Origin of the sequence: Campylobacter sp. RKI_CA19_01128, from assembly GCF_025771175.1 — a bacterium.
Lineage (GTDB): Bacteria > Campylobacterota > Campylobacteria > Campylobacterales > Campylobacteraceae > Campylobacter_D.
The window spans coordinates 141,542-155,002 of record NZ_JAKMPU010000003.1; the positions used below are offsets into that span (position 1 = coordinate 141,542).

Annotated in this window: 13 protein-coding genes; 11 read left to right on the forward strand and 2 right to left on the reverse strand. The window is 28.8% G+C overall.

Features of this window, described 5'->3' with window-relative positions:
- The first annotated feature begins 3 nt into the window (after positions 1-3).
- On the forward strand, positions 4-924 hold the full coding sequence (locus L8U98_RS03590; RefSeq protein ID WP_263724962.1) for a hypothetical protein: 921 nt from the start codon (positions 4-6) through the stop codon (positions 922-924).
- Here the strand turns inward: L8U98_RS03590 and L8U98_RS03595 are convergent.
- Positions 921-1,412, reverse strand: coding sequence for a hypothetical protein (locus L8U98_RS03595; RefSeq protein WP_263724963.1), 492 nt, complete (start codon positions 1,410-1,412; stop codon positions 921-923). The genes L8U98_RS03590 and L8U98_RS03595 overlap by 4 nt on opposite strands.
- Before the next feature lie 130 nt (positions 1,413-1,542).
- On the opposite strand from L8U98_RS03595, the gene L8U98_RS03600 reads away from it, so the two are divergent.
- Entirely contained in the window at positions 1,543-2,520 is a 978-nt protein-coding gene (locus tag L8U98_RS03600) for a glycosyl transferase family 90 (protein ID WP_263682325.1), read from the forward strand.
- An 11-nt stretch (positions 2,521-2,531) separates the two neighbouring features.
- A complete protein-coding gene (locus L8U98_RS03605; protein ID WP_263702178.1) occupies positions 2,532-3,389 on the forward strand; it encodes a D-amino acid aminotransferase in 858 nt (285 codons plus the stop codon).
- Here L8U98_RS03605 and L8U98_RS03610 read toward each other — a convergent pair.
- A complete protein-coding gene (locus L8U98_RS03610; protein WP_263724967.1) occupies positions 3,386-4,720 on the reverse strand; it encodes a cation:dicarboxylate symporter family transporter in 1,335 nt (444 codons plus the stop codon). The genes L8U98_RS03605 and L8U98_RS03610 overlap by 4 nt on opposite strands.
- A gap of 301 nt (positions 4,721-5,021) precedes the next feature.
- Here L8U98_RS03610 and L8U98_RS03615 point away from each other — a divergent pair, with 301 nt between their 5' ends.
- The 8 genes from L8U98_RS03615 to L8U98_RS03650 all read left to right on the forward strand — a co-directional run bounded on the left by L8U98_RS03615 (position 5,022) and on the right by L8U98_RS03650 (position 13,095).
- Positions 5,022-7,097: an FTR1 family iron permease gene (locus L8U98_RS03615; protein WP_412175040.1), complete on the forward strand. Its 2,076-nt coding sequence runs from the start codon at positions 5,022-5,024 to the stop codon at positions 7,095-7,097.
- The gene (locus L8U98_RS03620) at positions 7,094-7,615 is read left to right on the forward strand and encodes a ferrirhodotorulic acid transporter, periplasmic binding protein (protein WP_012661874.1); all 522 of its coding nucleotides are present in this window, start codon (positions 7,094-7,096) and stop codon (positions 7,613-7,615) included. The genes L8U98_RS03615 and L8U98_RS03620 overlap by 4 nt, the downstream gene beginning before the upstream one ends.
- A gap of 76 nt (positions 7,616-7,691) precedes the next feature.
- Positions 7,692-9,113 (forward strand): Fe-S-containing protein, encoded by a 1,422-nt coding sequence (locus L8U98_RS03625; protein WP_263724964.1) that lies wholly within the window; start codon positions 7,692-7,694, stop codon positions 9,111-9,113.
- Positions 9,103-10,395: an ABC transporter permease gene (locus tag L8U98_RS03630; protein WP_263724965.1), complete on the forward strand. Its 1,293-nt coding sequence runs from the start codon at positions 9,103-9,105 to the stop codon at positions 10,393-10,395. Before L8U98_RS03625 ends, L8U98_RS03630 begins: the two co-directional genes overlap by 11 nt.
- A complete protein-coding gene (locus tag L8U98_RS03635) occupies positions 10,385-11,500 on the forward strand; it encodes an ABC transporter permease (RefSeq protein ID WP_263724966.1) in 1,116 nt (371 codons plus the stop codon). Before L8U98_RS03630 ends, L8U98_RS03635 begins: the two co-directional genes overlap by 11 nt.
- Complete coding sequence (locus tag L8U98_RS03640) at positions 11,500-12,156, forward strand: ABC transporter ATP-binding protein (protein ID WP_012661870.1); 657 nt, start codon at positions 11,500-11,502, stop codon at positions 12,154-12,156. The genes L8U98_RS03635 and L8U98_RS03640 overlap by 1 nt, the downstream gene beginning before the upstream one ends.
- Entirely contained in the window at positions 12,146-12,637 is a 492-nt protein-coding gene (locus L8U98_RS03645) for a TlpA family protein disulfide reductase (RefSeq protein WP_263706905.1), read from the forward strand. The genes L8U98_RS03640 and L8U98_RS03645 overlap by 11 nt, the downstream gene beginning before the upstream one ends.
- Entirely contained in the window at positions 12,598-13,095 is a 498-nt protein-coding gene (locus L8U98_RS03650; RefSeq protein WP_318529460.1) for a TlpA disulfide reductase family protein, read from the forward strand. The genes L8U98_RS03645 and L8U98_RS03650 overlap by 40 nt, the downstream gene beginning before the upstream one ends.
- Positions 13,096-13,461: the final 366 nt, after the last annotated feature.

Here is a 13,461-nt window from a genome sequence, read left to right on the forward strand (position 1 = left end):
ATAATGGTTGAAGATGATTTTTTAAAAGAAAAGCAAAATATACGTGAAAAAATGTTGAAATATTCTAGGGCTATTAAAGAAGGTAGGCCTTATGAAGAATATGAGCAAAATTTTAATGAAAGTGATCGTATACTAAAAAATAGAATACAACGTAAAAAAAGACCTAAATTTACAGATTTTGATGAAGAATATGAAGAAAAACCTAGGAAGCAATCTGCTATTTATTTAAAAGAAGATTTGATTAATGTTAAATTAGAAGAAAAAAAGCCTTTTAAATTACAACTTAATTTTTTCAAAAAGCAAAAAGAAAAATTCGATAAAAAAAATATTGCAAATTCTAAAACGCTTAAAAGTAACAAATCAACTCAAGAAGCAAGAAAAATAGAAAAAAAACAAGAAAATAAAGATCCTATTCAAATATCTAAAATTCTTACCCAAAGCAATGTTTTTGTCACTTCAAAATTTCAAGATTTAAAAGAAAAAAGAAAAGAAAAAGCTAAACTCAAACAAGAATTAAAAGAGCAAAAAAAAATCGAACAAGAAAAACTAAGAAAAGCTCAAGAGGAATTAAAAGAAAAAGAAAAATTAGCCAAGCAAGAACAAAAAATTTTAGAAGAAAAAGTAAGACTTGAAGAAAACCAAGAGTATAATCAAGAAGATAAATATGAACTTTTAGATAGTATAGTAAGTGAGGAGAATAAAAATTTAAGTCCTAAAAATTTAATATACGCAGGTTTGATAATAGCATTTGCTTTATTGATATTTTTCCCACAAATTTATATTAGAAATCAAATTTATTATGTAAGTAGAGATATAGCGGATTTAAGATCGCAAGAACTTGTTTTAGATGAAGAAAATAAAGAGCTTCAAAGACAGCTTGAGGCGCTATATTTTCAAAATCAAGTTTTAGACTTTTTAGATTAATCTTGTGTTTGAATGATTTTTTCTAAAATATATTGCTCGAGTTGGTTTTTTGGGATTTCTTCTTTAATGGCTTGGTTATAAATATTTTCTGCTATTTTTGAATATTTTTCATAAGCAAAATATGGAAAATGCAAAACCCAAGCTTTTTTTAATAATCTTTTGCTTATTGCTTTTCTAGTGTAAATTTTAAAAATATCATAGCCAATAAAAACACAAGCGGTTACAAAAACAGCACTTAAAATACTAATATGAAAATCAATAATTGTTAAAAAATAATGACTAATGATAAGCATAGGAACTAAAATAGCTATGCAAAAAAATGCATAAATAAGATAAGAATTAAACACCTTAAATTTAAAATTTAATTTCGCAGGATCTACCATCATGCCTTCATTAAGTAAGGCGTTTGCTTCTAATAAATCTTTTAAATTAACAGGTTGGTTTGAAACTTTAAAAATAAAGTTTAAAATAAATTCTTGTATTTTCATTTTTTACCCAATTAGTATGTGATTTTTGTGATTTTAACATTTTTGTTTTTAATTAAACTAAATTTTTAAGTCTTGTAAATGAATTCTTGTGTTAAAATTTATATTATTTTAATATCAAAATGGAAGAAAAATGGCAGATTCTAGATTTATGATGAATGTAAAAGGCATAGCTAAAAGTTTTATACCTAGAAAAATTTATCAAAATCAATTGCAAAATATTTTAAAAGAAATTTTAAAATCAAAAAATATAGATAATATTATTACTCGTTTAAATTATTATAATCTGCAAAATGATTTTTTTGATATAAAAAAATTTGAAAATTATGAAAAAATAGGAAAATTTCCTTTTAAAAAAACTTCTTATGCTTACGATGCTTATGCAATCAGTAAGTATTTTGATGATGATTTTTTATGGGTTAAAGGTTTTGGGGATATTAGTTATAATCTTAAATATCCAAGTATAGCTAAATCAAGACCGGTTGAAAATGGTTTTAATAATATCATTTTAAAATTAGACAAAAACAGACATTTTGATTTTATACAAGATAAAAACCAATTTGAAGATAAAGAAGATTTGCTTTTTTTTAGAGGCGCAATTTATCAACCTCATCGTATTAAATTTTTTGAAAAGTATTTTGATAATCCTCGTTGTGATATTGCTCATGTTGGTGGTAGAAAAATTCAAGCCGAAAAATGGATTAAAAATTTAAATTTTAAAATCAGTAGAGCCTATCAAACTCAGTTTAAATTTTTACTTTCTTTAGAAGGCAATGATGTAGCAAGCAACTTAAAGTGGGCGATGAGAACAAATTCTTTAGTTTTGGCACCAAAAATGCGCTATGAAACTTGGTTTATGGAAGGAAAGCTAGTTCCAAATGAGCACTTTGCTTTGATTGATGATGATTATGAAAATGTAGAAGCTTTGCTTGATTATTATTTAATTAATCCGCATAGAGCAAAAGAAATCATTCAAAATGCCCATGCTTACATAGAGCAATTTTTGGATGAAAAGATAGAATTTTATATAGGAATTTTAGTTTTAGCTAAGTATTTTTATTATTCTAATCAGCTTGATTTGCCAAAAGATATTGTTGATTTATTTGATTAAAAGGAGGACTTATGCAAGAAATGGAAGTGGTGTTTTTAAATGATGAGTTTGTAAAAGCTAGTGAAGCTAAAGTGAGTGTTTTTGATAGAGGTTTTATCTTTGGAGATGGAATTTATGAAGTAGTTCCTGTGGTAAATGCAAAAATAGCTGACAAAGAAGAATTTTGGGAGCGTTTTGAGCGTAGTTTGGCTCAAATTGAACTACAAATTCCTTATACAAAAGAAGAATTTGAAAATATTTTAGAGCAATTAATCATTAAAAACTCTCTTAAAGAAGGTGGGCTTTATATGCAAGTTACTAGAGGGGTTGCTAGTAGAAATTTTGCTCTTTTGAAGGGATTAAAACCTACTATTATGGCTTTTGCTTTTGAATGCAAGGTGATTGAGCATGAGTATGCTAAAAATGGGGTAAGTGTTATTTCAACAGCTGATTTAAGATGGAAAAGAAGGGATATAAAATCAATTTCTTTATTGGCTCAATGTCTTGCAAAAGAAGAAGCTATAAAAGCTAAGGTTTTTGAAGCTTTTATGGTAGAAAATGCTTTAGTAACGGAAGCTTCTAGTAGTTCAGCTTTTATTATAAAAGATAAAACTTTAATTACTAAGCCATTTTCTAATGAAATCTTACCAGGAATTCGCCGCAAAAATATCTTGAAATTTGCCAAAGAACTTGATCTTAAAGTAGATCAAAGAGCTTTTAGTATGAAAGAAGTATATGAGGCTGATGAGGTATTTATTTCTGCGGCTACTTTTTTGATTTTAGGTGTTATAAAAGCAGATAGCAAGGTGATTAATGATGGTAAAGTAGGCTTTTATACCCAAAAACTAAGAGAAAAATATGTAGAAAAAATACAAAAAGAGGTTTTTTAATCAAAACCCGCATTAGTAAATTCTTTAGGATTATCAAGAGCGTAGCGAAACTTTTCCCAGTCTATTTGTTTATCCCAAATAGCTACGATTAAAGCTGCTACGCTATTACCGCATAAATTTCCTACTGCACGAATTTCAGACATAAACTTATCCACACCCAAGAGTATAGAAATAGCAGCTACTGGTAAAACCTCGCCTAAACTTGCTCCTAAGCCATTGTTAGCTTCTGCAATATGCATATTAGATAAAGCTGCCAGCGTACTTCCTAGTATGATAAAACCTGAACCAGTTACACCAACAGCACCTTTTGAAGCTATCATTAGTACGATTAAAATGCTAATTTCATGCGTTAAAGAAAGCTCTACATTAAAAGCTTGTGCAAGGAAAATCAAACTCATAGCCAAATAAATATTAGTACAATCAAGATTAAAACTATATCCAGTTGGCAATACCAAACCCACAGTGGCTTTTGAAATTCCTGCTTTTTCAAGCTTTCTCATAAGTGGAGCTAATGCTGATTCGCTAGAACTTGTAGCAAAAACTATCAAAACTTCTCTTGAAATAAAACGCATAAATTTAAAAATATTTACTTTGGCAATAAAACAAATAAGTCCTAAAACTCCAAAGATAAAGAGCAAAGAAGCAAGTAGCATAACAACAAGTAAATATCCTAAATTTAACAAAGAATCAAGTCCATATTTTGCCACTAAAAAAGCCATCGCAGAAAAAGCAGCAATAGGAGAAAAATACATAATGATTTCTAGGATTTTAAAAACAAAACTTTGCATTATTTCTAAGGTTTTTTGTATAGCTTTTTTCTCATCAATTCTCATAAGTGAAATAATAAAAGCACAAGCTAGGGCTATAACTAAGATTTGCAAGGTTTTTCCCTCGCTAAAAGCAGCGATGATATCAGTAGGTATAGCGTCTTTTAAAATATGTAAAATTTCATTTTGTGCGCTTATTTCTATATTGTTATTGACAAATTGAGCTACACTATCTTTATCTAAGGTACTTGGATCAAGATTCATTCCTTTTCCAGGTCCCATGATATTTGCCATAAAAATACCAATAGCTAAAGCAAAAGTACTCACTACTTCAAAGTATAACAAAGCTTTAGCGCCTATACTTCCAACTTGCTTTAGACTTTCAAGGCTAACAACTCCTAAAACAATAGTCAAAAATATAATAGGCCCTATTAAAAATTTTAAAGCTTGTATAAAATAATCTACCCCGATTTTACTAGCTAGTGCAAGTTCTTTATCTAATAAACCAAGGCTAATACCAGCTATTATTCCTATAATCACCCAAAAACCTAAATTTTTTAACATTTTTTTGAGCTTGCTTGGTTTTTCATGGGTAATTACTAGCACAAAAACTCCTTGAATTTTTAAAACCACCACATATTAGCAAAGAAAAACTTATTTTTATGATTAAAACAAATAAAAAATAAACAATACTCTTAAAAATAATAATTTTTTAGCTTATTTTGTAGCTAAAAGTAGCATTTTGTAGTATTTTTATCTGATTTATTATGAAATAAATAATGATAATGTTTATCTAAATTTAAGAAAGCTAGTACTATACTTGCGACTATGATTTTAAAAATGAATATCATTTCGGAGTAAAATAGTGTTTAAAAAAATAAGCTTGTTGATAATTTTTTTATTTTGTACTATTGTTTATGCTAGAGAGATTGATTATCAAAAAGAAGCCCAAGCAATCAAACAAATTTTAAATGAAAGTATGATTTTATACAAAGAAAATAAAAATTTAGAAGCAAAGAAAAAAGCAGAAGATGCATACTTTCAGCATTTTGAAACCATGGAAGGCTCTATTGGGCGTAATGTTGGTAGAAAAGCCATTGTTATGGAGCGTAAATTTGTTAATTTAAGAAAGTTATATAAAGATAAAGAAGATTTTTCTAAAATAGAAGCTTTGATTAGTAGTTTGTATTTTGATTTAGATGAAATAGTTCCTATTTTAGAAAAAGGCTTCCAGCTTAAAGCTGAAGCTAGTGATGTAAATTATGATAAAAAAGCAGCTGAAAACTCATCTTTAAAAGCAGAAAAAGAACGCCAAGCACAAGCTGAAGCGATGTTTGCTGCTTTGCTTGGAGAGAATGTTAAAGAACAAACTTCACAAAACTCAACTCAAAGTTTGATTGCTCAAGAGCAAGACACTCAAAAAGATGAAGCATTGCTAGCTTTACAAGAAGCTTCGACTTTAGATGCAAGGTTGCAATTTTTAATGGATTCTATGATTTCAAAGCTTGATCAGGCTGCATTAGCGTTTGTAAATAAAGACTATCAAAAAGCTAAAGATTTGATTCAATCAGCATTGTTTGAAGACTATAGAAATTCAAAAGTAGAAGTTTTAGTGGCAAGATATACTAAGGCAGGAGTGGATAAAAAAATTCAAACTAAACTTAGAACTATTATAAGAAAAATCAATGCTAATACTTTAGATGAAAAAACTATTAGAGATGAAATTTCAAACATATCAGATTTATTATATGAAGCGTTTTTAGCTCTACCTAAAGAAGAATTAGCCTTGCTTCAAGTTAAAGGCTTTGATGAAAGTACTATGAGTACTAAAAACTATACTAAAGTATATGATGATATGAAAATTGCTCTTAATGATATTTTGCAAAATTATGAGGGATTTAGTTTAAATAGTATAGATGCTTTGCAAAATGTGTATTTGGATATTTTTGAAGCAAGTGGCATGGAAAGTAAAATTGGTGCTATTGATAGTGCTTTAAAATTAAAAATAGAAAGTTATTTTTCAAAAGGTGTTGCACTTATTAAAGCAAGTGCTTCTAAAGAAGAATTAAAACAAAATTTTGACGAGCTTAGTGCCTTAGTGGAAGGCTCTTTAGATAAAATTCAAGAATCCTCACCTATGTCTTTATTTATATGGGCTTTGGGTATTATCTTAAGAGAGGGCTTGGAGGCTTTAATTATTATTGTAGCTATAGTTTCATACCTAGTTCAAAGTGGTAATAAAAAGCGTTTAAATATAGTATATTCAGCACTTTGGAGTGGGGTATTTTTAAGTTTTGTAACAGCATTTTTTATTTCATGGATTTTTAAAGAACAAGCAGGGCAAAGCAGAGAGTTGCTAGAAGGCATTACTATGCTTGTGGCTGTTGCATTATTATTTTATGTAGGTTTTTGGCTTTTATCAAATGCACAAAATAAAAAATGGGCAAATCGCATAAAAACCCAAGCAGTTGAAGCTATATCAAATAATTCAGCAAAAACCTTATGGTTTAGTGTGTTTTTAGCTGTATATAGAGAAGGTGCTGAAACTATTCTTTTTTATCAGGCTTTATTATTTGATGCAAAAACAAGCACAGATTATAGTTTTATATTTATAGGATTAGCTAGTGGATTAATTATACTTATCATACTTTATTATTTATTAAAAGCTGGTGCTTTAAAAATACCAGTAAAACAATTTTTCTATATAACTTCATACATTATTTTTTACATGGTCTTTGTCTTTACAGGCAAAGGCATTGGTGAGCTCATAGAAGCTAAGGTTATCACCCCAAGCTTACTTCCTTTTGATTTTGAAGGAATTTTATGGCTTGGAATTTATCCTTACTATGAGAGCATCATACCTCAGTTTATGGTTTTAATCTTACTCATTATGGGTATTTTTATAACAAAGCAAATTTCAAATAAAAGGGAAAAAATATGAAAAAAACTTTATTAAGTTTAGGCGCAGCAGCTAGTATTTTAGCTAGTTCAGTTTTTGCAGCAGAGGTGCCAATTGGCGATCCTTATGAATTAAATGGTATGGAAATAGCAGCGGTTTATTTACAGCCAATCGAAATGGAGCCAAGAGGCATTGACCTTGCAGCTAGTTTAGCAGATATTCACCTTGAAGCAGATATTCATGCATTAAAGGGCAATAAAAACGGCTTTCCAGAAGGCTTTTGGATCCCTTATTTAACTATAGCTTATAAGCTAACTAATCTTGATAATGGTAAAGTAAAAACAGGAACTCTTATGCCTATGGTAGCAGATGATGGCCCTCACTATGGTGCAAATTTAAAAATGGATACAGGCATTGGAAATTACGAGTTAGTATTTTTAATAGAAAGTCCAGAAAAACAAGGTTTTGGACGCCATGTTGATAAAGAAACAGGTGTTGGTAAGTGGTTTGAGCCATTTTCAGTTAAATATAACTTCAAATACACAGGAAAACCTAAGTGATTTTTTCCCTAGCTTTTGCTAGGGTTTATTTATGAAATTATTGATTTTATAAATAAATTCTATTAAAGAAGAGCCTATGTCGATTTATTTTGTACATTTTTTTGGAGCATTTTTTTCTTATGCGCTTTTGAGTGCTTTATTTTTTTATAATCTAAAAAATTCTTTAGTGTTTAAACTTGCTTTTGTGGGTTTTGTTTTTTCTTATTTTGCTTTTTTTATTAGCGCTAAAACACTAAATTATGATTTGTTGTATTTTTCTAATGATATTTTATTTGTTTTATTGTTTTTGGATGTTATCATTTTTTCTTTTATGAAAAATAATTTTTTAAAAGAAAAAATTCAAGCAATATTGCTTTTTTTATTATCTTTTGCTTTTGGTATAAAATACTTACATATTTCTATTGATTTTCCTATATTAAGCACTAATTTTTTAGATTCTTTAGCGATTAGCTCTTTTGGGTTTATTTTACTTGCTTTTATTATGTGTTTTGGGGTTTATCTTTTTACAAGATGGTTAAGGAAATTTAAATTTAAGTTTTTAAATTTATTGTTATTTATTATCGTGATTTTTTATCTAAATGAAGCTTTAGCGCAAATTTTATTACACCTTATGAGAGAAGGCGTGGTAGAAACAGAAAGCTTGTATTTAAGCTATGTGGCAAAAAGTGTGTATTATGCTAAATTTTATACTTATGTATGGTTTTTATTGCTAGGAATTTGTATAGTTTTAGCTCTAAAGCAAAGAGTGAGTGAAAACAGCAAGAAAAAAGATTTTGATATAGAATTTAGAAAAAATCAAGCAAAAAATTCAACTATAACTAGTTTTAGTGCAAGTATTTTTAGTGCTATGATTTTAAGTCTTTGTATTTTTCTTTTTTATGACTTGCATGCTTCAAGACCGGTAACCATAGACGAGCCAACCTATGTAGAGCCAAATGAAAATGATGAATTTGTCTTTGATGTAGCGATTTTAAGAGATAATAACTTACATCGCTTTGCTTATATTAGTGATGAGGGTAAAGTGGTGAGATTTTTTTTAATTAACAAAAGAGAAGATAAAGACTCGCCAGTAGCTGTTTTTGATGCTTGTAGTATATGTGGGGATATGGGGTATGTTAAAAAAGGTGGAGAATTAATTTGTATCTCATGTAATGTTAGAATTTTCTTACCAAGTGTAGGTAAGGCAGGTGGGTGTAATCCTATCCCTATGAAGTATAAATTTGAAAATGGTAAGGTTATTATACCTTTTTCAGAAATTTTAGATGGGGTGAATTTTTTCACTCAAGTAGTAGAAAAGAAAGTTTATGATCCTATTGATAATACTGAGCTTATTAATTTAAAAGCGCCAAGGTCTTATGTTTATAAAGGTAGAACATATTTTTTTGCTAATGAAAAAAATTATGAAGAGTTTAAAAACGATCCTTTAAAATACATCGATATGAATAAGACTTCAAAATATAGAATTCATAATTTATTAGGAAATGACTATGCAAGTTAAGATTGTAAAAAATTCCATTTTTCAAAATAAAATTCAAAAATCTCTAGCTTTACTAACCATTTTTTTAGCTACTTTACTTATGGCTACTATGTTAAATCTTACTTTGGGTATAGGTAATGAAATTACAAAAGAATTAAGAAGTTATGGGTCAAACATTTTAGTTTTACCTAAAGGTACAAGTTTAAGTGTAGAAGTGGGTAATAAAATCTATGAGCCTTTGAAAAATCAAAATTTTTTAGAAGAAAATAAGCTTCATACTATAAAAGAAATTTTTTGGAGAAATAATATCAATGCCTTTGCGCCATTTTTAGATACCCAGGTAAAAATTCAAACTCCAAATGCAAATTATGAAAATATCTCTTTAGTGGGAACTTATTTTGATAAGGCTATAAAGGTTCAAGATGATGATGATTTTTATGCAGGTATTAAAGAATTATACAAATATAGTCAAATTAAAGGAAATTATCCAAAAGATGATAGTTTAGATGAAATAATGCTAGGAAAAGACTTAGCACAAAAATATGATTTAAAAATAGATGATGAAATGACCCTTGTGCAAAATGAACAATTTTTTAAAGTGAAAATTGTTGGTATTATGGATTTAACTCAAGCCTTTTCAAATAAAATCATTGCTTCTTTACTTTTGGCACAAAAACTTTCTAAAAAAGAAGGTTTATTTGCTAAAGCAGAAGTTTCAGCTTTGACTATACCTGAAAATGATTTAGCACAAAAAGCAAGACGCGATGTAGATAGCCTTGATCAGCTTGAGTATGATCAGTGGTATTGCACTGCTTATGTAAGTTCCATTGCTTATCAAATCGCAGAAGATTTTAAGGGTGCTAGCACAAAAGTAGTGAGTGCGATTTCAGATGCAGAAAGTTTAATAGTGTCTAAAATTCAATCTTTAATGGCAGTAGTTAGTATTATATGTTTAATCGTAGCTTCCATAGCCATATCATCTTTAATGAGTGCGGATATTTTTAGAAGAAAAAGCGAAATAGGACTTTTAAAAGCTTTGGGTGCTAGCACTTTGCAAATTTATATGATTTTTGCACTAGAAGGGGTTGTGGTAGCTTTAATTGGAGCAGTTTTTGGTTTTGCTTTTGGTATAGGTATGTCAGAGATTATCGCCTTGAGTATATTTGAACATACCATTGAAATTTCTTGGATTATCCTACCAATTTGTTTATTTTTTGCAGTGCTTATAGTATTTTTAGGATGCTTGTTTTCTATCAAAGGAATTTCTAAACTTTCTACTTCAGAGGTTTTATATGGGAAATAATTTTTTTATGCAAGAGGTTTTTAAATCTCTTATTTTTTCTTATAAAAGAGTTTGTATTATCTTTATAGCCGTGTTTATGGGTGCTATGGTTAGTGCTTCATTTTTTAATATTTATTTTGATATTGACACAAAATTATCTAAAGAATTAAAAGCTTATGGAGCTAATTTTATCATCACGCCAAAAGATGATGAGTTTTTAAGTATGGATGAATTTAATCAAGCCAAAGAAAGCTTGAAGGCAAAAGCTTTAACCCCATTTTTATATGGTTTTTATAATCTTGAAAGCTCAAGTGCGGTAGTTGTTGGGGTTGATTTTGCAAATTTAAAGCTTACCAAACCTTTTATGGAAGTTTTAAAAGGAAGTTTTTCTTTGAGCGATTTTAGCGAAGATAGTGCCTTTGTGGGAGCTGATTTAGCTAAACAACTTGAGCTTAAAATAGGACAAGAATTACAAATTTATAATCCAAATATATCTAAAATAGTCAAAGTAAAAATCAAAGCTATTTTAAGAAGCAATGATGAGCAAGATGGGGTTTTAATCATTTCTTTAAAAAAAGCTCAAGAGTTAGCAGCTAAAGAAGTGATAAATTATGCTCAAGCTATTTTGCTAGGTGATTATGAAAGTTTAGATCAAAAAGCAAAAGAGCTTAGCAAGGGCAATGTAGAAGCTAAAGTCATAGCTTCAGTGTCCATTAGCGAAGGAGTGATTTTAGAAAAGATCAAAGCTTTAATGGCTTTGATTAGCTTAACGATTTTACTCATTAGTTCTTTGAGTGTAAATACCACTCTTAGTGCGGTGATTTTTTCAAGAAAAAAAGAAATAGCCTTGCACCTTGCACTAGGAGCTAAGCATAAAGAAATCATCAAGCTCTTTGGAGCTGAAGTATTTATTTTAAGTTTAAGTGCGAGTTTGCTTGGTGCTTTTTGTGGATATTTTTTGGCAAATATTTTTGGGTATTTGATTTTTAATGCAAGTATAGATTTTAGGTTGCTTTCGGTATTTTTTGCGGTGCTTGTTTCTTTGGTATTTGCATTTTTTGCAAGTATTTTGCCGCTAAAAAAAGCTTTAAAAATCAATGTTTGTGAAAATTTAAAGGGTGAGTGATGAAAAATATTATAAAAATTTCAAATTTAAATCGTAATTTTAATGAAGTTAAAGCTTTGCAAAATATCAACCTAGAAGTAAAGCAAGGTGAATGGCTAGCTATCATGGGTCCATCAGGTTCAGGTAAATCAACGCTTTTAAATATACTTTCTTTGATGGATACTCAAAGTAGCGGGGAGTATTTTTTAGATGATAAAGAAGTTGGAAATTTAAGTGAAGAAGAAAAAAGCGTAATCAGAAGAGAAAAAATAGGCTTAATCTTTCAACAATTTCATTTAATACCTTATTTAAATGCTTTAGAAAATGTTATGCTAGCTCAGTTTTATCACTCAAGTATAGAGCAAAAAGACGCTATAATGGCGCTAGAAAAAGTAGGGCTTTCACATAGACTTACGCATTTACCAAGCCAACTAAGTGGCGGGGAACAACAAAGACTATGCATAGCAAGAGCTTTAGTAAATGATCCTGAAATTTTATTAGCAGATGAGCCAACTGGAAATTTAGATGAGGCAAATGAAAAAAATATTCTAGAACTTTTTTGTAAATTAAAACAAGATGGCAAAACCATAGTTTTAATCACTCATAATCCAGACTTAGCTACCTTTGCTGATAGAACTATCATTTTAAGTCATGGAGTGATGAAAAGTGAAAATTAAAAGTATAATTTTAGCTTGTTTATGTTTAGTTTTTTTAAGTGCGTGTTTTGAAAACAATAATAAAAATGGTGGTAAAATAGGCTTAAAAGCACCAGAAATCGCAGCAAAAAATTTACAAGGTGAGAAAATCAAACTAGCTGACTTTGATAATCTTATCGTTTTAACCTTTGTGGAGCAAGGTTGTGCATCTTGTTTAAAAGATTTACCTCTTTTGGAAAAACTAGCTAACGAATACCCTAAAAAAATGACTATTCTAGCGCTTGATTCTATAGATAAAGGTAAGGATTTTGAAGAATTTGCTACAAAATATGATTATAAAAATATCACATTTTTACAAGATGATTTAGATATCTCATGGCAAAGATTTAGTGTTTTTGCAGTACCAACTACTTTTGTCATTAAAGATGGAGTTGTGCAAGATAAAATTATAGGAGAAAAACCATGGTCGCAACTAAAAGCTTCTATTGCTTCTTGGCTTTAATAAGCATTTTTTTCTTTAGTGCATGCTCAAACAATGAATTTCAAACCCTAAATTCAAATCAAAACTATACTTTTAAATATGATGGTTTTGAAAAAACCTTAAAAACACAAAATACAAATCAAGCGTATGCTTTATTTTTTTTCACGCAAGATTGTGGCGCATGTAATGCACAAATTCCTATGTTAAACGAGCTTTATAAAGAAAGAAATTTTCCTATTTTAGCGGTGCTAAATGGAGTTAATTCAAAAGAAGAAGCTCAAAAAATTCTTTTGGAAAAAAAGCTAGATTTGCCACTTTTATATGAAGCCAAAGCAAGCTCATTTTTATCTAAAGCTGTGGGTGGAATTTATGGTGTGCCTGTGATAGTTTTTTATGATGAAAAAGGTAAAATAAATGAAAAATTCATCGGACTTACCCCAAAAAGTGTTTTAGAAAATAAGATTAAATTTTTGCAATAATTTTTATTGAAAGTATTAATATTGTTATGTTTAGAGTATTTAAGATAACTTTTATCTTAAATTATTTTTAAGGAAAAATTTATAAATAAAATATTAATATTCCGATTATATTATTAAAATATTAGTAACAAATGTTACAAATATATACAAATAAACAATAACCCATCAAACACATTAACTATTTTTTGAAAGGACTTTTTCAATGAATAAAAATTTATCTAAAAATCACCTCACGGGGGGGGGAACGATAATTTTCGTTTTAACTCAAACACTTTAAACTCTTTAAAAAACTATAAAAACTCTAATCTTTTAAAACTTTCTTTATTTACTATTTTTTCCCTAAGCTCTTTAGAGGCTGCCACTCAG